Genomic DNA, 24,506 nt, shown 5'->3' on the forward strand with positions numbered 1-24,506 from the left:
TCTCACTCCTCGCTCTTCGAATACGATGCGTCCAGGATCTCTTGCGCGTATGCGCGCTCCTCGGGCGTAAGCCGCGCCGTCTCGATCAGGTCGGGACGCCAGCGGCAGGTGCGCTCGATGGCATTCTTACGGCGCCAGGCGTCAACCTTGGCGTGGTCGCCGCTCACGAGCACCGGCGGCACGCCCTCGCCGTTGAACTCGGCGGGGCGGGTGTACTGCGCGTACTCGAGCAGGCCTCCGTCCTCGGCGGTCGAGAACGACTCGTCCACATTGCTCATCTCGTCGCCCAGGGCGCCGGGAATCAGGCGTACGACAGCATCGGCAACGACCATAGCGGGAAGTTCGCCACCCGTAAGCACATAGTCGCCGATCGACAGACGCTCGTCGGCATACGCATATGCACGTTCGTCGACGCCCTCGTAGCGACTACACACAAACAGCAGGCGCTCACTTTTGAGCAGGCGCTCGGCCACATGCTGCGTAAAAGGCTCGCCACAGGGGGTAAAGAACACCACAGTGGGCTTGGGACCCTCGGAGCTAATAGCCTCGATGGCCTCTGCGATAGGCTCGACCTTCATGAGCATGCCCTGCCCGCCGCCGTACGGCTCGTCATCGACGGTACGATGGCGGTCGTGCGTCCAGTCACGCAGGTTATAGGCCTTAAAATCAAAAAGGCCGGCCTTGCGGGCGCGGCCCAAGATCGATGTGGACATGACGGGCTCAAACATCTCGGGAAAGACCGAAAGGGTCTCGATCAGCATGTTATCCTCCCTACTTGTCCATATCGATCAAACCGTCCATAACGCGGACGGAAATTGTCCCCTGATCGGGAAGATCGAGCACAACCTGCTCGATCACGGGAATCAGCACCTCGCCGTACCGATTGCCCTCGACAACCCAAACATCGTTGGCGGGCGTCGACATGATCTCGACGATCGTACCGAGCAAACCGAAGCGCTCGTCGACCACCTCGCGACCCATCAGGTCGGTATAGGCAGCGTCGAGCGAATCGAGCTCAAAAACGTCACGATTTGCCAGCACGTAGCATCCCGTGATGCCCTCGGCGGCCGTCAAGTCGTCAATGCCCTCAAACGAGACCAGATCGCCATCGCCCGTATCGGTGACGGATACGACCGTGCAAAAACGGTCGCGCTTGAGCGCCGGCGGCGTCAAGGCGACGCGCATACCCGGCGTCAATACAGAAGGAAGCCCCCGCAGCGGCTGCGCGAGGACCTCCCCCTTCCTTCCGTGCGGCTTGACCACACGGGCGATGTTTTTGTACTGGGACCTCAAGGTCCTAGCCCAGAACCTCTACCTCGACTGCAGTGTCGAGGCGAGCGGCCAGTGCACGGGCGAGCGTGCGAATGGCCTTGATGGTACGGCCACGACGGCCGATGACCTTAGCGACGTCATCCTCGGCAACAGAAACCTCAATCGTGGAGGCGTCGTCACCATCGATGACCTCGAGGCTCACGGAATCCGGGTCGTCGACGATCTGAACAACGAGATATTCGACGAGATCGGCGATGCGATCTGAGAGCATTGCCTCACCCTCGAGCTGTGCAGCGTCAACCTCAGGCACGATTTACTCCTCGGCGCCCTCAGCGGCCTCAGCGGCAGCCTTAGCGGCCTCGGCCTCTTTGGCGAGCTGCTTCTTGGACTTCTTGACGACGGTCTCGGTCTTCTCGCCCTCGTTGGCGGCCTTGACCAGAGCAGCGACAGCGTCGGTGAGCTGAGCGCCCTTGGACTGCCAGTCAGCGATCTTCTCGAGGTCGAGGTTGATGGTCTTGGGGGCGGTCATCGGGTTGTAGCGGCCAACCTCCTCGATGATACGACCGTCACGCGGGGCGCGGGAATCGGCGACGACGACACGGTAGTACGGACGCTTCTTAGCGCCGTGACGAGCAAGGCGAATCTTGACTGCCAAAGGAAACTCCTCCAACCAAGCAGCTTTAGGCTGCAACTACAAACAAACAGTTGAACATAATACGCCATCGACGCGGGCAGGTGAAGTCCGTGAGACCAACTTCTTCGGTGTAGTCGAGGGCAAATCCATATCTTAGACAAGAATTCGGGATTTGCAAGCACATACACGCACCCCACATGAGCTGCGCGGTATACTCATGACATGGAAAGACGCGAACATACATACGGTTATGAGGATGCCATGGGCCTCACGCCGCCTCCCTGGACGGGTCCGGCGGTGGGCCTGATGGACCTTGATGCGTTTTTTGCGAGCGTGGAAATGCTCGATCATCCCGAATGGCGCGGAAAGCCGCTCATCGTGGGCGGAGACGCCGATTCGCGTGGCGTCGTGTCCACGTGTTCGTATGAGGCGCGTCGCTTTGGCGTGCACTCTGCCATGGCCTCGGCCGAGGCGCGGCGCTTGTGCCCGCAAGCCATTTGGACGCACGGGCACTTTGATCGCTACCGCGAGGTGAGCGCGCAGGTCATGGCGATTCTCGCCGACGAGACCCCGCGCGTTGAGCGCGTATCCATCGACGAAGCCTTTATCGATATCACACCGGGTCGCTTTGCGCCCGAAGACCCGCTGCTGGTTGCGCGGCGTATAAGCGACCGCGTGGCAGTACTGGGAGTGACGTGCTCCATTGGCGTGGGCTGCAACAAGACGGTCGCAAAGATCGCAAGCGAGCGGGATAAGCCGTTTGGGCTGACCATCGTGCGCCCCGGAACCGAGCAGCGCTTTTTGGCCGCGCTGCCAGTATCTGCCATGAGCGGCATCGGACGCTCGGCCGAGGAGCGACTGCGCCGCATGCGCATCTACACCCTCGGCGAGCTATCACGTGCACCGGAATCCACCTTGGCCTCTATTTTTGGCGTCAACGGCGAACGCATGCGCCAGCGTGCGCTGGGACTCGAAATCTCCGAAGTCACGAGCCTCGATGAAGAGCGCGAGGTCAAGTCGGTCAGCAATGAACGCACCTTTGCTAAAGATTTGACTGAGCGTGGGGATATTGAGGCGGCGATTGCGCTGTTGGGAGAGTCAGTGGGACGCCGCCTGCGCCGTCAGGGGCTGACGGGTGCCACGGTAACGCTCAAGCTTAAGTATTCGTACGGCAGCGGGCGTACGGCACAGCGCCGGCTGCCTCATCCGACCGACGATGAGAACATCTTCGTGGCGGTTGCACTCGAACTGCTCGACAACATCTGGCAGGAAGGCATGCATGTTCGCTTAGCGGGCATCGGCATGAGCGACTTCGACCACCAAGGCGGCATCCAGACCGACCTGTTCTGCGAGATCGATGACCGCGGAGCCCAATCCAGCGACCGCCGCGACCTCTCCGTCGCCATCGACGCCGTCCGAGACAAATTCGGCGACACCGCCCTTTCCTTCGGCCGCCAATCCCGCTTCAACGATTAGTCCCTGAGGCAAAATGAAAGCCGGGTAGCTGCGAATGATTATTCTAGGACGGGGATTTTTTAATCATTTGGAGCGTCATTTCGCCCTTTGAATGATATTGGTCCCAATTCCCGTCAGACGCGAAATCTGGTCAATCGTAAACCCCCGATGCCTCAACACTGCCAGAAGACGATTTCGCTCTGATTTCGGCAAAGTTTTAAGCTGATAAGGCTCATGCGGAGCCAAAAGAGCCCGGGCAACTTCCAGCGCATCCATATCGGAGATATGCTTACCTTCGGGCATAAAATAGGGATTAGGCTTGCCGTCGGTACTCGAAAGATAAAACGCTTCCGTACCCCCAAACAGATTGAGAATACCTTCACAATCACAAATTTCGGGATGAGAGAAATACTCATGGAAGCTGCTCCAGCGATACAGAGGAGCAGAAGAAATACCTGCTTTTGCAGGATTGTCGTGTATGTATCGGACGCAACGGAGCAGCTGTTTGTCGTCAGAAATGATCACACTCTTGAATCGTTCCTGGAACACCGGTCCGCGGCGGCCGGTTTTTTGATTGAAGTGTTTCGCATATGCCGTATCAATCGCATGCATAGCAACGCTCATCTGATTATCGAGATCATCAAATAGCAGGTGAACATGATTGTCCATGAGGCACCAGGCAAGAAGACGAATATGAGCGGACGTAAATCGTCTGTTCAATAGATTGAGATAATAAAGGCGATCGTCATCGTCTTCGAAGATCAGCTGACCAGCACAGCCCTTGAGCATGACGTGATAATGGCCGAGTTCGGACAACGCACGGGCAACACGAGTCATCGAAACCCTCCCTTCCAAGGATGCAGTAGTCACAGCATACAAAAGGAAAGGAAGAAAAAGGCCGAACCGCCCAACAAAGGTGAGCGGTTCGGCAAACGGTAGCAATGATTATTTTATCCCCGTCCCAGAAAAATCATTTAGAGGAGGTTGAGGGGGAGCTGGGGGGCGTCTCCCCAGAGTTTCTCGAGGCGGTAGAAGTCGCGGGCTTCGGGAGTGAAGACGTGGACGACAACCGAACCGTAGTCCATAAGCATCCAGGTCTTCTGCTCGCGGCCCTCGATGGAGAACGGATGCTCGCCGCAAGCCTCGGCGACCTTCTCCTCGATCTCGTCGACGATAGAATCGACCTGGCGGTTGTTGGTACCGGTGGCAAGCACAAAGTAGTCGCATACGTCGGAAAGCTCGGTCAGGTCGAGCACCTGAACGTCCTCGCCCTTCTTGTCGTAGGCGGCCTGCGCGGCGGCGCGGGCGACATCCTGGGCGGCGACACCGCTCGCGGACAGCGAGGCGGCAGTGCGGTCGGACGTAGCAACGAAGCTCTGGTGCTCCACACCTTCAAGAATCTGCTCGCCGGTCATGGTCTCGTCGGCCATGGAATACCTCTTTCTAGACAGCCCGAGCTAGCGCAGCTGGGCGTAATGGTTGTAAATCGTAATAGCCGTGGGATAAAGATAGCGCCCGGACTGGATCACATAGACCAGACCCTGCGCAAAACAGGAGAAGAACAACTCATCGAGCGTCGACTCCCCCACCATCTCGCGCAGGGCATGCGCATAGTCGCCGTGGCGGTTGGGCTCGATGGCATCGGCCACAAAGACCACCATATCGAGCGGCGTCATGTCACAGGCACCCACGGTATGACGGTCGACAGCCTGGAAAACGGCCGGCGACAGTTCGGGAAAAAGCTGCGGAAGTTCATAGGCGGCAACAGGGCCATGCAAAAGCGGCGTCGCGGCGGAAGGAGAGCCGGCAATCTTAATGCCGTAATGCAGAGCGCGCGTAACCAGCTCGTCGTCGGAGAGCACTTTGTCCCAGTCGTGGATCAGACCGGCAGCAGCGGCATCAAAGCGGTCAACGCCGTAGACCTCGGCCAGATGAAGTGCGGTCTCGGCAACACCCAGCGAATGCACATAGCGCTTGCGCTTATCCTTCATGCGAACATCGAGCAGCTCTTGAATGCGCTTGAGCAGCGCGCGCTCATCGCCCTCAAACTGATCCTCTACCGACAACGTAGACCCCCATCACTCAAAATCTTCTTGGCCCAAATCGGCATATAGCCTGCGTTTGCGAATGTAGCCGAGCACGGACTCGCTCGTAAGATAGCGCACGCTCATACCGCGGGCAACACGCTTGCGAATGTTCGTCGAGCTGATCGCCAGCGCCGGAATCTGAATATAGCGCACGTCGAACGGCAGCCCCGACTCTTTGATTCGGGCACGCGCCGTATCGATATCAAAGCCCGGTCGCGTCGCCGCGATAAAGGTAGCAAGCTCAGCGATTCGTTCGGCATCATGCCAAGTCACAATATCGATAATCGCGTCGGCGCCCGTAATAAAGTAGAGCTTTACCTGCGACGGGTAAAAGTCGCGAAGGGCATGAAGCGTATCGGCCGTATAGGTTACACCCGGACGGTCGATCTCGAACCGGCTCGCCAAAAAGGCCGGGTTCGCGGCGGTGGCGAGGACCGTCATGGCATAACGGTCCTCGGCAGGCGTCACCGGCTTGTCAAGCTTAAAGGCAGGAGAGCCCGCCGGCATAAAGAGCACAGCGTCCAAGTCGAGCGACTCGCGCGCCTGCTCGGCGGTCACCAGGTGCCCGTAATGGATGGGATCAAAGGTGCCACCCATAATGCCGAGCCTAAACTCCTGCCCGTCCTCTAGAGGAAGCTCGGGCAGACCGATTCCACCGCGCAGCGACATGGCTTACTCGCCCTCCGAGGTCTCGGCATCGCCCGCGGCATCCGCCGCATCGACAACCTCGACTCCCTCATCCGCAGCATCGGCCACGTCAATGGCTTCAACGGCAACGTCCTCGCCAGCATCCTCGAGCTCCTCGTACTCCGAGAAGTCCTCGGCGCCCTCAAAGTCAAAGGCGCGCTGGCAAATGCGGACCTCGTCGCCCGCACGGCAACCGGCCTTCTCGAGCGCGTCGTCAACACCCATACGCGCAAACTTATGCTGCAGGTAAATGACGGCTTCCTCGTTTTCCCAGTCGGTCTGGATGACCATGCGCTCGATGGCACGACCGACCACGCGGAAGGCACCGGGCTCTTCCTGAACAATGCGGAAACGCTTCTCACGCTGCAGGCGACGGCGCTCCCACTCATCGTCGCGCAGAACGACCGGCTCATCCGAGACAGCCAACTCGGCGCGCAGCTTAGCCACCTGCTCGCCCACGGCAAGCATCAGCGTGTTGAGGCCGGCGCCCGTCACGGCAGACACGGCAAAGAACATATGTCCATCGTCGAGCGCTGCGCGCTTGAGGTCGGCAATCTTGTCGGCCGTGCCCGGCGCATCGCACTTGTTGGCAACGACGATCTGCGGACGCTCCGAAAGCTCGGCGCCATACTGCTCGAGCTCGCGGTTGATGATGTGGTAATCCTCGACCGGATCGCGATCCTCAAAACCACCCGTCATGTCGACGACGTGCATGATCAGGGCCGTACGCTCAATGTGGCGCAGGAACTGGTGACCCAGGCCCTTACCCTCGCTCGCGCCTTCGATAAGACCGGGGACGTCGGCAACGACGTAAGAATATTCACCGGCACGCACCATGCCGAGGTTCGGCACGAGCGTGGTAAACGGGTAGTCAGCAATCTTGGGACGGGCGGCACTCATGCGCGCGATGAGCGATGACTTACCCACGGAGGGAAAGCCCACGAGCGCGGCATCGGCCATAAGCTTCATCTCGAGCTCGATCCAGTGCTCCTCGGCCGGTTCGCCCAACTGGGCAAAGGCCGGAGCGCGACGCACCGACGTCACAAAGTGCGTGTTGCCCAGACCGCCGGCACCGCCGGGCGCCACGACGACGCGCTCACCGTCGTGCACCAGGTCGGCAATCTCAAACATCGGGGTCTGCGTCTCGGGGTCGAGCTCGCGCACCACGGTACCCATAGGGACCTTGAGAATCAGGTCCTCGCCGCTCTTGCCGTTACGACGGGCACCCTGCCCGTGCGTGCCGCGCTCGGCGCGAAAGTGATGCTTAAAGCGGTAATCGATCAGCGAAGACAGCTGAGCATCGGCCTGGATGACGACATTGCCGCCACGACCGCCGTCGCCGCCATCGGGGCCGCCCTTGGGGACAAATGCCTCGCGCCTAAACGACATGCATCCGGCTCCGCCGTCGCCGCCGCACACGTTAATGCGGCTGATATCGGTGAACTGTGACAACAGAATCGCCTCCTACAAAAAAGAGGGAGACCCTTGAATCCTAAAACTCAAGTGCCTCCCACATATGTGCTCTATGAAGGGTGAATTACGCGTTCGCGAGCGGGCGTACGCTGACCCTGTGCTTGATACCCTTGTGGAACTCAACGGTACCGTCGACCAGCGCGAACAGCGTGTCGTCCTTACCACGGCCAACGTTCTCACCCGGGTGGATGTGCGTGCCGTGCTGACGGACGAGAATCGTGCCCGTGGTTACCGTCTGGCCGGCATAGCGCTTCGTGCCAAGGCGCTGACCGCGGGAGTCACGGCCATTACGGGAGGAACCGAGTCCTTTTTTGTGTGCCATTGTGTATACCTACTCTTTCGTTACGAGTGTAATCTACTCGGCGACGGGAGCCTCGGCAACAGCCTCAGCCTCTGCCTTGACAGCCTTCTTGGCGCGGGAGGTAGCCTGAACCTTCACGATCTTCAGCTTGGTGAGCTGCTGACGGTGACCCTTCAGACGACGATAGCGCTTACGCTTGTGGAACTTGAAGACCAGCTGCTTCTCGCCCTTGAACTGCTCAACGATCTGAGCGGTAACCTTGGCCTTGGCCAGCTTGTCGGGATCGGTGACGATCTTCTTACCATCGTTGAGGAAGATAACCGGCAGGGTGAGCTTGTCGCCCTCATTGCCCTCGATCTTCTCGACGGTGATGACATCGTCGGTGGCGACCTTGTACTGCTTGCCGCCCGTGTTAACGATTGCGTACATGTTTACTTGCCCTTCATGCATCAGTTAGTGCAACAGCCGAATATAGTAGCAGGCGAAAATACCCCCGTCAACGAGTATGTGGAGCAAATCCACAAGTTCGCACAGGTATGGGGCTGACGAGTCGGCCCTCGTCGTCCTCGCATGCTTGATTCTGACGCTCGACATCGTAGGAGCAGATGGTCACGAGGTCTTGCATACCCGTGGAAACAATAGGTGCATCCACGCCCGGGGTCAAGCCCTGCAACAAAACATCAGCAGCAGAAAGCAAAATTTCCGGACGCATGGAGCCCTCGTTGTCGGCATGGGTGTCGAGCATGAGCACCAAATGGTCCGGGCGCTCCCCCGCCGTGAGCTCATAGCCCACGAGCGTGTGATCCAAATCCAAGCGCTTGCTCTTTTTTCCGCGCGCGTAGTCGATGCCATGGTCCGCGCGCAGCGTGTCGATCGCACGACGCACCTCGTCGGCGCTTACGGGCGCCTCGGGATCCAAGTGCAGGTCGATGCGATACGACAGGCGCGTGAGCTGCGCCGTCAACGCCGGCGTGCGCACGTCGATGTACGCCGCCTCGATGGGCGCCAGATCGGCCGGAGACGCCGCAGACAGGCGCCCAAACGCCTCGTCGAGCGCCACGAACTCGGTCATAAACAGGTCATACCACTCGCAGGTCGACGACGTACCCACCGGTAGCGCCGAAGAGAAGCCCACGCGCATGTGCGGAGAGAAGCCCTGCGTGACGGCATAGGGAAGTCCCGCACGGCGCACGATGCGCTCAATGGTATGGATCACTTCGAGATGGCCCAGGTACTTAAGGCGATCGCGCTTGCCATAGCGAACACGAAGCCTAAAGAGCGAGGGGTTGTCGGTCAGGCGCTCACTCATGCGCGATCACCCATCAATACATTCTTGGCGTGGAGCGTGGGGCAGATCCCGCAGTCGGTGCACGACGTGCGGGTACAGTCGGGAGTCGTGACGCCCTCGAGCGAGCGACGGTACTCGCGCTCGAGGAAGCCGCGCGTGCAGCCGGGGCTCACGTGCTCCCACGGCAGGCGCCAGTCCAACTCGTAGGGCAGGTGCACGAGCTCATTGAGGTCGATGCCGTTTTTGGCAGCAGCTTCCTTCCAGTTATCGAGCGAGAAATGCTCTACCCAGGCGTCAAAGCGAGAGCCCGAGCGCCAAGCATCGATGATGACGGGCGTCATGTCACGACCGGCGCGGGAAAGCGCGGCCTCGATGAGCGAGGTCTCGGCATCGTGGTAATGCACGCGGACGGCACGGTTGCGAACGCTCGTGATAAGCAGCTTCTGGCGACGCTTGACGTCGTCGTAGTCGAGCTGCGGGCACCACTGGAACGGCGTGGCAGCCTTGGGGATAAAGACCGAAACCGAGATCGACACCGAAATCGAGCCGCGACGAGCCTTGGGCACCACGGAACGACCGAGCTCCAGCACGTGATCGGCCAGATTGGCGATGGCCACGATGTCCTCATCGCGCTCGCCGGGAAGGCCCATCATAAAGTAGAGCTTCATGCGGTTCCAACCGGCCTCGAAGGCCGCCTTGGCCGCACGGTCCAGGTCCTCCTCGGTCACGTTCTTGTTAATGATGTCGCGCATGCGCTGGCTGCCGGCCTCGGGCGCGAACGTCAGTCCGCCCTTCTTTTCGCCGGCGACCGACTCGGCCATATCCACGCCAAACGAATCCAGGCGCTGCGACGGAATAGACACGCGAATACCCGTATCCTCCAGGCGACGGTTGAGCCTGCCGAGCACGTCGCGAATGCAGGAGTGGTCGGTCGTGGAGAGCGAGGTCAGCGACACCTCGTCATAGCCGGTCTTTTCCAGACCCTGAATCACCGACGAGACGATCTGGTCGGCCGAGCGCTCACGCACCGGGCGATACGTCATGCCGGCCTGGCAAAAACGACAGCCGCGGGCGCAGCCGCGCAGGATCTCGATAGACAGGCGGTCGTGGACCAGCTGCGCATAGGGCACGCACGACTGCGACAGCGGATTCGTGGCGCCGAAATCCTCGACGACGCGCTTGTAGACCACGGTCGGCGCATCCTTGCCCTCACGCGGCACGGTGTAGCCATGCGGCGAGCAGGGCTCGTCGTGACAAACCTCATAGAGCGACGGCACGTAGTTGCCGGCAATGGATGCAAGCTGCTCGACAATCTGCGCGCGCGGGACTCCTTCGTCACGCAGACGGCGGTGCAGCTGGCAGGTCTCGAGCAGCGATTCCTCGCCCTCGCCGATGAGGATAACATCGAAGAAGGCCGCGTACGGCTCGGGGTTGTACACCGAGGGGCCGCCGGCGATGATAATGGGGTCGTCCTCGGTGCGGTCGGCCGCCAACAGCGGAATGCCAGCGAGGTCGAGAGCCTCGAGGAAGTTCGTCACCGCCATCTCGTGCGGAACATGCAGGCCGACGATATCAAACGAAGCAACCGGCGCTGCACCCTCGAGCGACAGCAGCGGAATGCCTGCCTCGCGCATGGCGTCACCCATATCGGGCCACGGCACATAGCCGCGCTCGCAGGAGATGCCCTCGGCCTGGTTAAGGATGTTGTAGAGGATGGCGATGCCCTGGTTGGGCAGACCGACCTCGTACACATCCGGGTAGATCAGGCAGCAACGGTAGTCGGCATCGGCCTTGGAAAGCGTGCCCCACTCGTGATCGATATAGCGGCTCGGTTTCTCGACCTTGGCGAGCAGCGGCTCAATTAAATGAAAACAGTCTTGGTATGCAACGCGCAACGGAAAACCCCTAAGCAGCGATATCGGATGCGTCCTGATAGGACGCCATAGGACGGGTAGCGCCCGCGACCGTGGTCACCAGATCGCGAACGCGGGAGAACGTGGCAGTGACCACCTCGTTGGCACGGCTGTAGTCGACATCGCGCTCGTAGAGCGAAACGAGCGCACGGCCCATGCCATAGGTGCCCGCGGCAGCAGTGAGCGCCTTGACGGCAAACCCAATATGCGGCGTCTGCTTGACGAGCGCGCGGGTGACCGCGCGGATCACAAGACCGCCGGCAAGCACGCCCGCGACCTCGTAGCCGCGCTCAGGCTTAATGCCGCGTCCAAAGACGGCAGCGAGCTCAAAGAGCATGCCCACCTGCGCCAGCGCCATAACGGGATAATCGGCGCCCGGCAAAAACGCCAGCGCACCGGTCGCCATATTGGTGAGCGCGCACGAGGTGATGATACGATTGGCGACCGCGATGCGCATGAAGGCAAAGTTCGCCGCAAAAGCCGTTTCCTTATCGGTGCGATCGAGAATCCAGCGGGCAAGCGTCTCGAGCAGATACGTCTTATCGGTTGCCGCTACCACGCCGAGCATGGGCGTGGACTCCTCGATAAACGGCACCTCCACAGCAGACTCGGCAAGCACGCACACGGGCGCGCCGGCGATCACGAGCTCCTGCACGGCACTCTCCAAGCGGTCGGAACCACACGAGAGCACCAGCACCACATCGGTATCGGTCTTTGGGGCAATTCGCTCCTCCCCCAGACGCTCGACGCGCACAATGCCCGAGGTCGTCTGCGGCACAAAGGCGTCGCGCACCGTCTCGGCCAGAAAACGCGAGGCGGACGAATCCAGATAGACCGAGACGCGCACCGGCGTATCGGAATCCTTCTTAACGGACGCGCCCATCTTAAAAGCGCGGGTCAGCTTATCTACGGGAATTTTCATAGCAAACCCCTCCAGCGGTTACGCGGCGCCCGAACGATGCCGCCATATGGATTGTACGATACCCACCGTCAGCAGCTGGATCATCATCGAAGACGAACCGAAGCTAATAAACGGTAGCGGAATACCGGTAATCGGCATCATGCCGATGCACATGCCGATGTTCTCGAAGGTCTGGAATGCCCACATGCCGACGATGCCTATGCATGAGAGCCGCAAGAAGAGCGACTCACACTTAAAGGCGACGCGAATCGTCGAAAAGATCAGCAGCACGTAGAGGCACAGGAGCAAAAAGGAACCGCAAAAGCCAAAGGTCTCGGACAGGAAGGCGAAGACGAAGTCGGTGTGGAACTCAGGCAGAAAGCCGCCGGCCGACTGCGTCGCATGGCCCAAACCTTTACCAAAGAAGCCGCCCGAGCCAACGGCGATAAGCGACTGCTGCAGGTTGTAGGCATCATCCGAATCGGCATTATCGGGGTCGATAAAGACCGTCAGACGGTTCATCTGATACTGCTTGATGATCACATCATGGCCGAGCAACGAATCAAAGACCGAATCGAGCGCCAGGACGAGGGCCACCAGGCCCACGAGCAGGGCCAGGGTCGACAGCACCCATTCGCGGCGCGCACCGCTCATACAAATGACGATGGCGCCCGAAACCAGCACGACCAGGCCCGAGCCCAGGTCACCCATGGCAACGACGGCCAAAAACGGAATAGACAGCATGCCGCAGAGCTTGACGTAGTCGCGAACGGTATCGATGCGACCGTTATACTGCGAACCAAGCGTAGCAATAAAGAAGATGGTGATGAGCTTGGCAAGCTCAACCGGCTGGAATGTCAAGCCGATACCGGGAATCTTGATCCAGCCCGTCATGCCCAGACCGCCCGTATAGGACAGACCCGGAATCTTGGGCGAGAGGATCACGATCAGGTCGATGACGAGCAACGCCGTCGAGAAATTGGAAATACCGCGCAGGTCGGTTCGCCAGACGAGCACCGCCAGCACCGCCCCGATGCCAATTCCCAGCAGATGGCGTGAGAACGAAGCATCGGCCTTAAACTGCGAAGCCGACCAGATAATGATGGCACCGTAGGCGACGAGCGCCACAGTAGCCACGAGCACACCGATATGCACCTTTTGGCGAAACGTGCCGCGCGAGGCCGAAAGTTGCTTGTTGACGCGGTCCAGGCTGCTGCGAGAGCCGGTCTTGGTTGAACGGAACAGATCCGCCGGAGAAAAATCCATCGCAACCTCCTATCGAACCGAAGAATCGCCCGAGGCCGAAGAGGTATCGGGCTCGTCATAAATCACACCGAGCACGTCGCGCACGACATGCATCGCGGTATCTGAGCCGCCGCCGCCCTGCTCCAGGACAGTAGCGATAACATACTTGGGATCATCGGCCGGTGCATAGGCGCAGAACCACGCGTATTCGTCCTCGCCGCTTTTCTCGCCCGTGCCCGACTTGCCGTATACCTGCGGCGTCAGGGTGCCAAAGTGCGCCGCCAGGGACGTCGATGCCGTGTAAATCACGTCGTGCATGCCGTTGCGAACAAGAGCCAAATCCGAATCGCTGTTGATCTTGGCCTCCAGGCGCTTCTTCTTGCCCTTGCCATTGTACTTATAGGCATCGCCGTCGCCATCGCGCGACACGGCAGACAAAAATACGTGAGGCACGTACTGTTTGCCGCCGTTGGCAAGACCCATATAGGCGCACGCCATCTGCAGGGGCGTCACCAGGATGTCACCCTGACCGATAGCAATGTTGGTCATATCGCCGGCATTCCACTTGCGGTCCTCGGCAGAGGCGTCGGTGAAGTACGACTCTTTCCACTCGGCATCGGGAATACGACCCGCGCCCTCACTCGGCAGATCGATACCGCAGGTCTTGCCTAGACCCCAGCGACGAAAGACCTCCTGCAGGCCCTCGGGATGTTGCTCGTCATAAAAGAACGCCTTGCCCATGTCGTAGAAGACAGGATCGCACGAGTTGGCGATACCCGACTGCAGCGTCATGGTGCCGTGGCCAGACGTCAGCCAGCAGCGCTTGCCCCAAGCCTTGCCCAAGCCCGTCCAATAGCCCGTGCAGTTGGTTGTCTGCGTTGAAGTGTAGGTTCCAAACTCAAGACCGGCCAGTGCCGAGAGCGGCTTGATGGTCGAAGCCGACATGTACTGTCCGCTAATGGCGCGGTTGAGCAGCGGGTGCGAGCCCTTGTCATCATTGAGCTCGGTCCACACGTCATTTGAGACGCCGCCAATAAAGACGGACGGATCGAACTTGGGCTGGCTCGCCATGCCCAGGATCTCGCCATTGTTGGGATCGAGACACACTACAGCGCCGTTGCCGGCATTGCTGTAGCCAGTGGTCTTGGCAAGCTCGATAGCGCTCGCCAGCGCCGTCTCGCAGGCCTGCTGGATCTTAAGGTCGAGCGTGAGCTTAATGTCAGAGCCGGCCTTCGCGGGCACGGCGCCGGCCTGACCGGTCACATTGCCCGAGGCATCGACCTTGACGGTCTGCTCACCACGAATACCCTGCAGCAGGTTTTCGTAGTAGCTCTCAACGCCCGCCTGGCCCACGATATCGCCCGACTGGTACGTAATCTTGCCAGCAGAAGCATCATCATCGCCAGAGGTTTTCTTATTCTGGGCCTCGAGCTGCTCGGAGGTAATGGTGCCGGTATAGCCCAAGATATGGCATGCCGTCTCGCCATATGGATACTGGCGCTCGGTACGCTCGGCAATCTTGACGCCCGGGAACTCGCCGGCATGCTCCTTGATATAGGCAACCGTGGAGCGACGGACGTCCGTCGCGATGGTATGCAGGCTCTGAGCGCCCTCTGTATTGTCCTGAATATTACGAAGGACCGCCACGTAAGGCATTCCAAGCACGTTGGCAAGATGGCGAACCAGAACCTCATCCTCGGCAAGGTCGCGGTAGGCCACGACAGCAAGTGAGGGACGGTTCTGGACAAGCGCCACGCCATTGCGGTCGAGGATGCGACCGCGCACAGCGGGTGTTGTAACGGTGCGAGTCTGATTACTATTGGCCTGCTTCTCGTAATAGTCCGATGAGACCATCTGCATGCCCCACAGCTTGACGGCAAGCGCCGCAAACATCGCGCCCACACCCGTGGTGAGGATGGAAAAGCGGCCCTTAAAGGCGGTCGACGCGGTATTGCCCTCGCCCTCGGTGGCGCGCGGGGCCGTTCCATGCTGCGTATCGTAGGTAAAACGGGAATCGCCACGACGCATGACGACCAGCGCGACCACGATGGCCACAACCAGCACGATACCGGCGATAATAACCGTCATCTGGGAAGACATCTACGGGCCTCCCCTATTTGAGCTTGCGGGTCTTGGGCTTAAAGCGCATACCCGTCTGGCGTCCGCCACGTGCGGAGAATCCATAGCCGGACTGCGGCACGACGCCGGACATCAAAAACGGAATGGCAACCAGACCCGTCAGGATCGAAGACGGCAACGCATGCCCAAAGATCGCCACGACAAAGCTCGTCTCCAAACCCATAAACAGCAAGATGATGCTGTAGATCACATTAATGACGAGCGCAAAGGCGCCCACGGTGATGCCGCGCGCACTCGGGGTACCGCCCGTCTGACCGACGGCGCTGTGCACCAGGGCAAAAGAGCCCACGGTCAGCAGGAGCGACATAACGCCCACCGGCACGGCAGCGGACAGGTCATAAAACAAGCCGCTGCAAAAACCGCACACGACGGCACGGGTCGGGTCGCCCGAGAACACGCTTAGGCACACCAGGATAATCATGAAGTTGACGCGACCGCCCGCAATGGAGATCTGCGGTGCCAGGCCTGCCTGCAGCAGCACGCACACGATGGCGGCGATCACAAACGTACGGGAGCTCATCCCCTGCTCGTGTAGATCCATGGACATGCCCCCTATTCGCTCGAGCCAGAATCGGTCGTCTCGGACGTGTCGGAACTGTCATCCGAGCTCTCGTCCTTCGTCTTGGTCGCAGCATCGCGCGACGTTCCCTGCGGCGTGCTGTTGGCCGTGCTCACGTCCTCATCCGAGGCCGACTGTTCGTCGGTCAGCGAGGTGATGACCAGCACTTCCTCGTTGTTCTCGGCCGTGGTCTGAGCGCGCACCACAATGGTGTAGTACACGTCGTTTGCCGATTTCTCAACCGACGAGACGGTGCCGAGCGGTAGACCCTTGGGGAACACGCCACCGATGCCCGAGGTCACGATGATGTCGCCAACCTTAACATCGGAGTCGACGCTCACGTACTCAAGACGCAGCGTGCCGTCAGCCTGACCCTGCAGCATGCCCTGGGCGCGCGTGTCCTGCACCATAGCCGACACGCCCGAGTTCTCGTCGCCAATCAGGCGCACGGTAGAGGTCTTGGCCGATACCTCGATAATCTGGCCGATAACACCGGCAGAGCTCGTCACGGGCATGTTGATGGTAAGGCCGTCGGCAGAGCCCTTGTCGATGGTAACGGTCGAGGTCCAGGCATCGCCGGAAGCACCAACGATACGAGCTGCGGTCGATTTGAGGTTATAGGTCGACTGCAGGCCGACCAGCCCCTCCAGACGCTCAGCGGTCTTTTGAGCCTCGGAGAGCTCAGCAACCTTAGAGGTCAGCTCCTCGTTTTGCTTCTTAAGCTCATCAAGCGTGTCCTGCGACGCTGTAAGGTTAGAGAACACGTTGCCGATGGCATTGAAGGGAGCCGCCACAGCCGAACCCACAAAGCGCACCGGAGAGGTGATCGTCGTCACGCCCGAACGCACGGCATGAATCGGTCCTGCCTCGCCCTCGCGGATGTAAAACGTGAGCAGCAACACCGAAATCAGGCTGAAAACAATCAACGGGCGCATACCCGTTGATTGTCGCTTGGTATTCAGATTTGTGGAGAAACCCGAAGATCGTGCCAAATGGAATCCACCTTTTGGAAATTAAGCATTGGTCTGGACGAAGCCGCCATCAAACGCATTGGCCTCGAGCACGCGGGCACAGCCGTTAACGACGTTATCGAGCGCCGTAGGGCTGACGTTGACCGAAACACCGGTCTCATCGCGCAGGCGCACGTCGAGACCGCGCAGCAGCGCACCGCCACCGGTCAGCAATATGCCATAGTACATAAGGTCAGAGGCAAGATCGGGCGGCGTAGCATCGAGGGCGTCTTTAACGGCCTTGGCCATCTCGTCGAGCGGCTTGTTGAGCGCGCGACGAATCTCCTCGCTCTCGATGCGCACGGTCTTGGGCAGACCGGTGATCACGTCGCGGCCGTTGACCTCGACGTCGAGCTCGTCCTTGAGCGGCACGGCGGAACCGACCTTGATCTTGATGTCCTCTGCCGTACGCTCGCCGATGGCCAGGTTGTAGGCATCGCGAACGTGCGTGAGGATGGCCTGATCGAACTCGTCACCGGCAATACGGATGGACTGCGAGACGACGATGCCGCCCATAGCGATAACGGCGACCTCGGTAGTACCGCCACCGATGTCGATGACCATGGAGCCGGTGGGCTCCTCGACGGGCAGGTCGGCGCCGATAGCGGCAGCCATGGGCTCCTCGATCAGGTAGGCCTGGCGAGCACCGGCCTGGATCGTGGCCTCAAAGACAGCACGCTTCTCGACCGACGTGACACCGGAGGGAACGCAGACGACAACGCGCGGACGCGGGGTCCACGGATAGCGCTTCTCGGAAGCCTTGTCGATAAAGTAGCGAAGCATGGCCTCGGTAACATCGAAGTCGGCGATGACGCCGTCCTTCAGGGGACGAACGGCCACGATGTTGCCGGGCGTACGGCCGAGCATGCGCTTTGCCTCGATACCGACCGCCAGGATGCGCTCGTCGTTCTTGTCGATGGCGACAACAGAGGGCTCGCGAATGACGATGCCCTTGCCGCGCACGGAGACAAGCGTATTTGCGGTACCGAGGTCGATGGCGAGATCGCCCGCATAGCTACCGAAGAACATATCCATCAAAGAAAACAACGCAACTCCTGATGTGTTGGATGATTGCTGGAAAACTACTAGCTCATCATACTAGCGCAAGCCCGGCACCTCACTTGCGGTGAAGCGCCGGGCAGAGCCAAATCTCATAAGGTCACTACTGGTTGTCAGCGGCCGAGAAATCCATATCGAGCGAGGAAACGGCCCAGCCGATATGGTTGTCGGAGCGCACGAATTTGACGGTGTACTCCTGCTCGCCGCCCTTGGACAGCGATGCCTTCACCTTGGCGGTCGTCTCGGTCATGGACTGATCCATGCCCTCGACGGACACGGTGGCACCCTGCGGAATCGAAGAGATGATCATCGACTTAGCGTCCTCGGACAGGCTCGAGGCCAGGCAAGACTCGGCCTTTGCGGTGTCACCGTCGCCGGCAGCCTGGAACAGATCGGTAACCACAGACTCCTGAGACGGGAAGCCAAAGCCGCGCGTGTAGGCAAAGCCCAGACCACCCGCGGCGATCAAAATGAGCAGGAGCAGCACGATGAAGACTTTGAGACCCGTGTGGCGATGGCGACGACGGACCTTGGCCTGCTTACGGTCCTGACGGTCCTGCTGGACCATCTCGGACTCGGACAGCGTAAAGAAGCCGGTGTCCGAGGGATCGGGCATAAACTGACCGGTCGCGCCCGTAGGATCGAGCGGATCGACGGCAGGAGCGTCCATCGCGGGCGCCGGAGCCGTGGCCATAGCCGTCTGGGCAGACAGCGCGGCAAGCGAATCGTGCACGCGGGCAAGCTCGTCGGCCTGCTCGGAGGTGAGCTGGTAGATGCCATCGGCAGTAGCGGCGTTAAAGGCGTCGAGCGCGTCGGAGGGGCGGCCGGCGGCAGAAAGTGCCTGACCCATGCCGGCGTTGAGCGCACGCGTGTCGTCGCGGGGGCCGGCAAAGTCGATAGCCGTGCGGTAGGTCTCCACGGCATCCGCCGGACGGCCGAGCTTAATGAAGCAACGACCAAGCTCGCCGAGTGCGGCGGCAGGAGCCGGATTGGCGCCGTCGATGGCAGCCTGACGGAAGGCGGTTCCCGCGTTGGCATAGTCGCCCGACTGGAACAGCGCATTGCCCAGGCCCAGATAGGCCTTGAACGGCGTGGCATAGGAAGCATCCTGCGTAGCAGCAGAGAACGCCTGGGCGGCCGTCGTGTAGTCGCCCACGGCGGCGAGCGCCTTGCCGCGGTTGGTGAGCAGCGCGCCGCGCTTGCCATAGGTGCCGTCGTTGAGGGCGGCGGCATAGGCCTCGGCGGCCTCGGCATACATGCCCAGGTGCATCAAGGCGTTGCCACGAAGGTGATCGGCCTCGCCCATAATCTCATCGGGAGTCTTTGCCGCCCCAAGCATCTGGGCTGCAGCGGAAAAATCACCCGCGCGGTAAGCGGCGCGGCCCTGTTGGATCAGCTGGCTATTCAAGGAAGTCCCCTTTACTCGTGAACGATCTCGACATGGACGATCTCGTCGCCGGCACGCAGCTGCGAAATCACATCGAGACCCTCGACCGTGGTACCAAAGACGGTGTAACCGGAATCGAGGTTATGCTGGGCACCCAGGCAGAAGTAGAACTGCGAACCCGCGGAATCGGGGTCCATGGAGCGTGCCATGGCAAGGGCACCATCGACATGGCTGTTGTGCGGATTGGTGGCAAACTCGCCCTTGATGCAGTAGCCGGGACCACCGGTACCGGGCATGCCGTCAGGGCCCTCAAGACCGGCAGCGACGTCGGCGCCGGACATATCGCGGGTATTGGGGTCGCCGCCCTGAATGACAAAGCCGGGCACATAGCGATGGAACTTAAGGCCATCATAGAAACCCATCGTGGAAAGCTCGCAGAAGTTCGCGACATGAATGGGAGCGCCCTCACCGTCAAACTTGACCTTGATGGTACCCTTCGACGTCTCGATAACGGCGCACTCGTCGCCGGCAAGCTGATACTCGGGCGTGTAGAGCTCTTTCTTAAAACCAAACATGTGGTTCCTTCCTCGTGCGTTTAAAGCATATTTGTACGAATTGTAGCAATAAGCATGCGCTTACATCAATTGCGCACGTAGGTTATGCCGACTATGGCGAACTAATTTTAGGAACGCTGCTGCGGCTTCCAGGAACCCACATTGGCGTCGTACTGGTTCAGTGCGCTGTTGCCGCCCTGCGCGATGGGCGCCAGGATATCGCTTTGGTGGGAACTCATCGACTCACCATCGGGAATGGCCAGCGAGATGTCCCAGCTCTGACAGATCACGTCGACACGCTCGTACATCCACTCGGCAAGCTGCTTTAAGTGGGCGATGTCATCCGCATAGACCGTATCGTCCTGATACTTAAGGTTGTTAAGCTCATCTTGCGTCTTTTTGATCTGGTCGCGCAGGGTGTAGGCACTCTGCGACAGCTCCTGACGGGTGGACAGTGGCGTTCGAAGATAGCCATTGTTAAAAGAATCGATGACCTCGCCGATCTGGTCCTCGTCACCGTAGGACACGATGGTCTGATACAGACCGTCGAGCCTGGTATAGAGCTGATCATCGGTGAGCACGGTTTCTTCCTGGACCACCTCGGCAGAATCGTCCTGCTTGGTATCGTCCTCATTCGCCTCGCCCTTTTGGCGCGTGGGGAAGGTCGTCTGCGCGGCCTGGCCAAACTGGTCATAGAAGCCAGGCATGACACCCATGGGATCGGCCGTCACGAACCAATAGGCACCACCGCAAACGACTGCAAGGACCACGATGACGATGAGCGGCTTGGGGATATGACGCTTGTGCTTGTGATAGGCGTCCTCGTCGGGATGCACCTTGCGCTTGGGTTTTTGAGCATCGTCATGCAGGGAAACCGGCGTGGGAATATCGACCTTGGGAATACCGAAATCCTTATCAAAAGCCGGCAGCACGCAAGTCTCGTTAGGATCGGCGGCGTCCGAGAGCACCGCAGCGGCAGAGGCCGGCGCATGAGGCACCTCGGTATCGATCTGCTCTTGCGTTAGGCGCGGAAAGCCCGCCGTGCGGCCCGCTGCCAGGTCGGATGCGGCCGCGTCCTCGGAGAGGATACCCGGAGCGGGGCGTCCGCATTTGGGACACGTACGATCATGCGGAGAAAGACGGGCACCGCAGCCCTCGCAGAACACGAACTCGGTGTGCTCGGGGCCATCGCCCGGACCCACATAGGCGTTGCAGTAGGGGCAGAACGAGGCGCCGTCCTCGATAGTCTTAAGGCAATGCGGGCAGATCACGGCATCCTCTTTTCGAAGCAATTCAAACAATCGAGGTTAGAGCATAACATCGCCACGGCCCCACAGGAGCAAGGCACCAATTCAACATCGGCAGGGCGCGTAGTTACTTCTTCTTTTTGCTTGGCATCGAGACTTTGATGCCTTGGGCGGACTTGGTCACGCGAGAGCGCTTGGCTCCGGTACTCTTCTTTTTCTTGGGCTGGGCCTGGGCCACGCCCTCGAGTGCGCGGGCCTCGGCCTCGCGAGCGGTGCGATCTTCGCGGCGCTGCGCCATGTCGGCGGCGACGCGCTTGGCAAAACGTTCGGCCGTCGAGCCCGTCGAGCTCACCTTGCCGCCACCGCGACCCAGGCGGACGCGCACACCGCGGCCAAAACCAGTTGCGGCATGACGACGACGCGGCTTGAGCGAATCCATCATCGTGGCGAGCTTAAAGAACACCGAGCAGGTAAAGACCACGATAACAGCCAAGATAACCATCTGGCCCATCGACAGGTTGGCAATAGACAGCAGCTCCGGGAATCCGATAACGCCCACCAGAATGCCGGCGGCTACAAACACAAAAAGCACCACACGTAAGGGCGTGAGAGGCTGCGAGATGCGCCAGATCAGGCTGACGCTCGCCGCGCACGACGTAAGCAGGCACATCGTAGACAGCGTGAGCTGGCTAAAGCCAAACACGCGCGCCACAAAGATATCGAGCGCCGCAGCCAAAATGACTGCAATCGACGCCGGCAGCGCGCGCTTGAGTACGTTAGTCAAAAATGACCCCTTCACGCGAGCATTGTTGGGCTCCAAACCCAGCACAAAGCCCGGCGCGCCGATGCAGAAGAAGTTGATGAGTGTCATCTGGATAGGCTCGAAGGGGTACGGCGGCAGCGCGATGCACAGCGCCGCCAGGCCCATCGAGAACAGCGTCTTGGTCAAGAACAGCGAAGCCGAACGCTGCAGGTTGTTGATGGAGCGACGGCCCTCGGCCACCACGGCGGGCATCGAGGCGAAGTCGTTGTCGACGAGCACGATCTCGGCTACGTTACGCGCGGCATCGGAGCCGGCCGCCATGGCTACGGAGCAGTCGGCCTCCTTGAGCGCCAGCACGTCGTTGACGCCGTCACCCGTCATTGCCACGGTGTGCTCGCGGCGCTTGAGCGCCTGCACGAGCTCGCGCTTCTGCTGCGGGGTCACACGACCAAAGACATGGTAGCGGTCCACTGCGGCATCGAGCTTGGCCGGCGTATCGAGCGTCGTGGCGTCCACATAAGCGTCCGCCCCCGGCACGCCCACCACGCGCGCGATCGACGACACCGTACGCGGGTCGTCGCCACTGATCACGTTGAGGGTCACGCCCTGCTCGTTAAAGTAGCCAATAGTCTCGGCCGCCGAGGTACGAATCTCGTCGCGGATGGTCACAAAGCCCACGGGCTCGGCCTCGCCCACCATATCGCCATCGGGCGTAAAGCCGTCCACGCGCGCCACCACGAGCACGCGGCAGGTATCGGCAAGCTCGGCGACACGGTTCTCGACCTGGGCAAAAACACGATCAGAGAGCACAAACTGCGCCGCACCCATCACATAGGAGCCCTGCGCAAACGAAGCGCCACTCCATTTTTTAGACGACGAGAATGGAATGACCGACAGCGGCTCAGACACCTCGACCGGACGATCGGCGTAATAGTTGAGCAGCGCCTGGCAGGTCTCGTTGGCATCGGCCGAAGTCGCACGCGCCACGTTAGCCAGCGCAAAATCGAGCACCGTGGTATCGACGGGAACAGCTGCCTCATCCGAGCCGGCGCCTAGGCTCACGCCCTCAACCGGCAGCGGATACGTGCCCTCGACCTCCATGCGGCCCGACGTGATGGTGCCCGTCTTGTCCAGGCACAGCACGTCGACGCGAGCGAGCGTCTCGATGCAGTAGAGCTGCTGTGCCAGCACCTTGCGGCGAGCCAGGCGCACCGTGGCGATGGCGAGCACCGACGAGGTCAGCAGCACCAGGCCTTGCGGGATCATGCCCAGCAGGGCGCCCACCGTGGACAGCAGCGCCGACGAAGGCACATGACCAGCCAACAGCTCGGAGAAGCACCACGAAAGCGCGCTATCGCCCGGGGTTCCCGCGGCATCCCACAGCTCGCTCACACTTGAGGCAAACAACGCCAAACCGAGCGGGATCATGATGATGCTCGCAAAGCGCACGATGGCGTTAAGCGCGTTCATGATCTCGGAATTGACCTTTTTGACGTACTTGGCCTCGTTATTAATTTTGGTCACGTAGTTGTCGGCGCCGACATGAATCACGCGGGCGCGCAGCAGGCCCGAGTCGATAAAGCTGCCGCTCATGAGCTCGGAACCAGGCTGTTTCTTGATGAGGTCGCTCTCGCCCGTCAGCAAGCTCTCGTTCACGAGCGCCTCGCCCGAAACCACCACGGCGTCAGCGGGAATCTGGTCGCCGCGCCCCAGGCGAATGATGTCGTCGAGCACGATCTGGTCCAGGTCGAGCTCCACCTCGGCGCCGTCGCGCACCGCGATGGCCTTCTTGGAGGTCAGCAGCGTGAGCTTATCGACCATCTTCTTGGAACGCATGGACTGGATGACGCCAATAGCGGTATTGAGGAACACCACGAACAGGAACGTCAGATTCTTAAACGAACCGGTCAAAATGACCAGGAACGCCAAGATCACGTTGATCAAATTGAACAGCGTGCAGAGGTTCTCGATGATGAGCTCTTTGACCGACTTGGTCTTGAGCTCCATGTTGCGGTTGATCTTACCGGCGGCGATGCGCTCCTCGACCTCGGCGGTCGAGAGTCCGCGCTCGATATCCGTTGCTGCCATACCACGTCCCATCACGTCGCGTCGGTATAAGAAAAACCGCCCGGACCATGCGAGGTTCGGACGGTCTTACGTTCGATGGTGCCCCATGTTGGATTCGAACCAACGGCCTTCTGCTCCGGAGGCAGACGCTCTAATCCCCTGAGCTAATAGGGCCAACGTTTGGCATTATACCCAAGTGCGTCATGGGCTAACAAAAGAAAAGAAAAAGCTTTGCAATTCCGAGGAAGAGGTTGATTTCCGATCTCAGCCGAACACATTGAGCAAATAGGCCATTCCCGCAGCTAGCTGAACGCCCCCGCGGCCCCTCCTGGGGTCCGGGGGCGCCGTTTTCCCAGTTGATGGAACGGTGGAGATGTGTTTCGATGGGTCCGGTGGCCATGCTCCGCCCGCCGCCCGGCACCTCTTCCCAGACTCAGCCGGACGGCCGGTCCGTCTATTCCGTTT

At 60.3% G+C, this 24,506-nt stretch carries 24 protein-coding genes and 1 tRNA gene; 1 reads left to right on the forward strand and 24 read right to left on the reverse strand.

The genetic code is table 11. The features are described 5' to 3' along the window. Positions 1–2 precede the first annotated feature (2 nt). The 4 genes from trmD to rpsP are packed head-to-tail and all read right to left on the reverse strand — an operon-like array spanning position 3 to position 1,927. Positions 3–761 carry a tRNA (guanosine(37)-N1)-methyltransferase TrmD gene (trmD, locus tag KSY82_RS07325; protein WP_217750721.1) on the reverse strand — a complete coding sequence of 253 codons (759 nt, stop codon included), beginning with the start codon at positions 759–761 and terminating at the stop codon, positions 3–5. 10 nt (positions 762–771) lie between these two features. After that, positions 772–1,293: a ribosome maturation factor RimM gene (gene rimM / locus KSY82_RS07330; RefSeq protein WP_217750722.1), complete on the reverse strand. Its 522-nt coding sequence runs from the start codon at positions 1,291–1,293 to the stop codon at positions 772–774. A gap of 4 nt (positions 1,294–1,297) precedes the next feature. Then, positions 1,298–1,543 (reverse strand): KH domain-containing protein, encoded by a 246-nt coding sequence (locus tag KSY82_RS07335; RefSeq protein ID WP_171021534.1) that lies wholly within the window; start codon positions 1,541–1,543, stop codon positions 1,298–1,300. A 42-nt stretch (positions 1,544–1,585) separates the two neighbouring features. Then, positions 1,586–1,927 carry a 30S ribosomal protein S16 gene (gene rpsP, locus KSY82_RS07340; protein ID WP_022094749.1) on the reverse strand — a complete coding sequence of 114 codons (342 nt, stop codon included), beginning with the start codon at positions 1,925–1,927 and terminating at the stop codon, positions 1,586–1,588. A gap of 201 nt (positions 1,928–2,128) precedes the next feature. Here rpsP and dinB point away from each other — a divergent pair, with 201 nt between their 5' ends. Further along, positions 2,129–3,382, forward strand: a complete 1,254-nt coding sequence (dinB, locus tag KSY82_RS07345; protein WP_217750723.1) for a DNA polymerase IV — start codon at positions 2,129–2,131, stop codon at positions 3,380–3,382. A 75-nt stretch (positions 3,383–3,457) separates the two neighbouring features. Here the strand turns inward: dinB and KSY82_RS07350 are convergent, their stop codons facing one another. From KSY82_RS07350 to KSY82_RS07445, 20 genes are all read right to left on the reverse strand, one after another. Then, entirely contained in the window at positions 3,458–4,198 is a 741-nt protein-coding gene (locus KSY82_RS07350) for a transposase (RefSeq protein ID WP_217750724.1), read from the reverse strand. Positions 4,199–4,335: 137 nt separating this feature from the next. Beyond that, entirely contained in the window at positions 4,336–4,791 is a 456-nt protein-coding gene (gene rsfS, locus KSY82_RS07355; RefSeq protein ID WP_217750725.1) for a ribosome silencing factor, read from the reverse strand. 27 nt (positions 4,792–4,818) lie between these two features. Beyond that, positions 4,819–5,352, reverse strand: coding sequence for a bis(5'-nucleosyl)-tetraphosphatase (symmetrical) YqeK (yqeK, locus tag KSY82_RS07360; protein WP_217108182.1), 534 nt, complete (start codon positions 5,350–5,352; stop codon positions 4,819–4,821). 87 nt (positions 5,353–5,439) lie between these two features. Continuing rightward, on the reverse strand, positions 5,440–6,117 hold the full coding sequence (gene nadD, locus KSY82_RS07365) for a nicotinate-nucleotide adenylyltransferase (RefSeq protein ID WP_022094753.1): 678 nt from the start codon (positions 6,115–6,117) through the stop codon (positions 5,440–5,442). Between the two features lie 3 nt (positions 6,118–6,120). Next, entirely contained in the window at positions 6,121–7,587 is a 1,467-nt protein-coding gene (gene obgE / locus KSY82_RS07370) for a GTPase ObgE (protein WP_022094754.1), read from the reverse strand. Positions 7,588–7,672: 85 nt separating this feature from the next. Then, positions 7,673–7,930: a 50S ribosomal protein L27 gene (rpmA, locus tag KSY82_RS07375; RefSeq protein WP_006236075.1), complete on the reverse strand. Its 258-nt coding sequence runs from the start codon at positions 7,928–7,930 to the stop codon at positions 7,673–7,675. 33 nt (positions 7,931–7,963) lie between these two features. After that, a complete protein-coding gene (gene rplU / locus KSY82_RS07380; RefSeq protein WP_217750727.1) occupies positions 7,964–8,338 on the reverse strand; it encodes a 50S ribosomal protein L21 in 375 nt (124 codons plus the stop codon). Positions 8,339–8,405: 67 nt separating this feature from the next. After that, complete coding sequence (locus KSY82_RS07385) at positions 8,406–9,218, reverse strand: TIGR03936 family radical SAM-associated protein (protein WP_195192291.1); 813 nt, start codon at positions 9,216–9,218, stop codon at positions 8,406–8,408. Then, entirely contained in the window at positions 9,215–11,092 is a 1,878-nt protein-coding gene (locus KSY82_RS07390) for a TIGR03960 family B12-binding radical SAM protein (protein WP_217750728.1), read from the reverse strand. The genes KSY82_RS07385 and KSY82_RS07390 overlap by 4 nt, the downstream gene beginning before the upstream one ends. 10 nt (positions 11,093–11,102) lie before the next feature. Next, positions 11,103–12,032 carry a YcjF family protein gene (locus tag KSY82_RS07395; RefSeq protein WP_217750729.1) on the reverse strand — a complete coding sequence of 310 codons (930 nt, stop codon included), beginning with the start codon at positions 12,030–12,032 and terminating at the stop codon, positions 11,103–11,105. 18 nt (positions 12,033–12,050) lie between these two features. After that, positions 12,051–13,277, reverse strand: a complete 1,227-nt coding sequence (locus KSY82_RS07400; RefSeq protein ID WP_217750730.1) for an FtsW/RodA/SpoVE family cell cycle protein — start codon at positions 13,275–13,277, stop codon at positions 12,051–12,053. Between the two features lie 9 nt (positions 13,278–13,286). Further along, positions 13,287–15,356, reverse strand: a complete 2,070-nt coding sequence (gene mrdA, locus KSY82_RS07405; RefSeq protein WP_217750731.1) for a penicillin-binding protein 2 — start codon at positions 15,354–15,356, stop codon at positions 13,287–13,289. 13 nt (positions 15,357–15,369) lie between these two features. Continuing rightward, entirely contained in the window at positions 15,370–15,936 is a 567-nt protein-coding gene (locus tag KSY82_RS07410; RefSeq protein WP_117745941.1) for a rod shape-determining protein MreD, read from the reverse strand. A gap of 11 nt (positions 15,937–15,947) precedes the next feature. Next, positions 15,948–16,889: a rod shape-determining protein MreC gene (mreC, locus tag KSY82_RS07415; RefSeq protein ID WP_082421788.1), complete on the reverse strand. Its 942-nt coding sequence runs from the start codon at positions 16,887–16,889 to the stop codon at positions 15,948–15,950. 78 nt (positions 16,890–16,967) lie between these two features. After that, on the reverse strand, positions 16,968–17,999 hold the full coding sequence (locus KSY82_RS07420; protein ID WP_006236061.1) for a rod shape-determining protein: 1,032 nt from the start codon (positions 17,997–17,999) through the stop codon (positions 16,968–16,970). A 127-nt stretch (positions 18,000–18,126) separates the two neighbouring features. Further along, entirely contained in the window at positions 18,127–19,431 is a 1,305-nt protein-coding gene (locus KSY82_RS07425) for a tetratricopeptide repeat protein (protein ID WP_055309859.1), read from the reverse strand. 11 nt (positions 19,432–19,442) lie between these two features. After that, a complete protein-coding gene (locus tag KSY82_RS07430; RefSeq protein WP_161160245.1) occupies positions 19,443–19,985 on the reverse strand; it encodes a peptidylprolyl isomerase in 543 nt (180 codons plus the stop codon). Between the two features lie 107 nt (positions 19,986–20,092). Further along, positions 20,093–21,235 (reverse strand): zinc ribbon domain-containing protein, encoded by a 1,143-nt coding sequence (locus KSY82_RS07435; protein WP_217750732.1) that lies wholly within the window; start codon positions 21,233–21,235, stop codon positions 20,093–20,095. A gap of 103 nt (positions 21,236–21,338) precedes the next feature. Further along, positions 21,339–24,062 carry an HAD-IC family P-type ATPase gene (locus KSY82_RS07440; RefSeq protein WP_217750734.1) on the reverse strand — a complete coding sequence of 908 codons (2,724 nt, stop codon included), beginning with the start codon at positions 24,060–24,062 and terminating at the stop codon, positions 21,339–21,341. Between the two features lie 76 nt (positions 24,063–24,138). Further along, positions 24,139–24,215: transfer RNA gene (locus KSY82_RS07445), tRNA-Arg, on the reverse strand. Positions 24,216–24,506 lie beyond the last annotated feature (291 nt).

Source organism: Collinsella aerofaciens (assembly GCF_019131995.1).
Taxonomy (GTDB): Bacteria; Actinomycetota; Coriobacteriia; order Coriobacteriales; family Coriobacteriaceae; genus Collinsella; species Collinsella aerofaciens_S.

Excerpts from the sequence above, each read along its gene's own strand:
- trmD (WP_217750721.1), bottom strand. The coding sequence starts at position 761 with ATGCTGATCGAGACCCTTTCGGTCTTTCCCGAGATGTTTGAGCCCGTC.
- KSY82_RS07335 (WP_171021534.1), bottom strand. The coding sequence starts at position 1,543 with ATGCTCTCAGATCGCATCGCCGATCTCGTCGAATATCTCGTTGTTCAG.
- dinB (WP_217750723.1), top strand. The coding sequence starts at position 2,129 with ATGGAAAGACGCGAACATACATACGGTTATGAGGATGCCATGGGCCTC.
- KSY82_RS07350 (WP_217750724.1), bottom strand. The coding sequence starts at position 4,198 with ATGACTCGTGTTGCCCGTGCGTTGTCCGAACTCGGCCATTATCACGTC.
- rsfS (WP_217750725.1), bottom strand. The coding sequence starts at position 4,791 with ATGGCCGACGAGACCATGACCGGCGAGCAGATTCTTGAAGGTGTGGAG.
- yqeK (WP_217108182.1), bottom strand. The coding sequence starts at position 5,352 with ATGAAGGATAAGCGCAAGCGCTATGTGCATTCGCTGGGTGTTGCCGAG.
- nadD (WP_022094753.1), bottom strand. The coding sequence starts at position 6,117 with ATGTCGCTGCGCGGTGGAATCGGTCTGCCCGAGCTTCCTCTAGAGGAC.
- rpmA (WP_006236075.1), bottom strand. The coding sequence starts at position 7,930 with ATGGCACACAAAAAAGGACTCGGTTCCTCCCGTAATGGCCGTGACTCC.
- rplU (WP_217750727.1), bottom strand. The coding sequence starts at position 8,338 with ATGTACGCAATCGTTAACACGGGCGGCAAGCAGTACAAGGTCGCCACC.
- KSY82_RS07385 (WP_195192291.1), bottom strand. The coding sequence starts at position 9,218 with ATGAGTGAGCGCCTGACCGACAACCCCTCGCTCTTTAGGCTTCGTGTT.
- KSY82_RS07395 (WP_217750729.1), bottom strand. The coding sequence starts at position 12,032 with ATGAAAATTCCCGTAGATAAGCTGACCCGCGCTTTTAAGATGGGCGCG.
- KSY82_RS07400 (WP_217750730.1), bottom strand. The coding sequence starts at position 13,277 with ATGGATTTTTCTCCGGCGGATCTGTTCCGTTCAACCAAGACCGGCTCT.
- mrdA (WP_217750731.1), bottom strand. The coding sequence starts at position 15,356 with ATGTCTTCCCAGATGACGGTTATTATCGCCGGTATCGTGCTGGTTGTG.
- KSY82_RS07410 (WP_117745941.1), bottom strand. The coding sequence starts at position 15,936 with ATGGATCTACACGAGCAGGGGATGAGCTCCCGTACGTTTGTGATCGCC.
- mreC (WP_082421788.1), bottom strand. The coding sequence starts at position 16,889 with ATGCGCCCGTTGATTGTTTTCAGCCTGATTTCGGTGTTGCTGCTCACG.
- KSY82_RS07420 (WP_006236061.1), bottom strand. The coding sequence starts at position 17,999 with ATGGATATGTTCTTCGGTAGCTATGCGGGCGATCTCGCCATCGACCTC.
- KSY82_RS07430 (WP_161160245.1), bottom strand. The coding sequence starts at position 19,985 with ATGTTTGGTTTTAAGAAAGAGCTCTACACGCCCGAGTATCAGCTTGCC.
- KSY82_RS07440 (WP_217750734.1), bottom strand. The coding sequence starts at position 24,062 with ATGGCAGCAACGGATATCGAGCGCGGACTCTCGACCGCCGAGGTCGAG.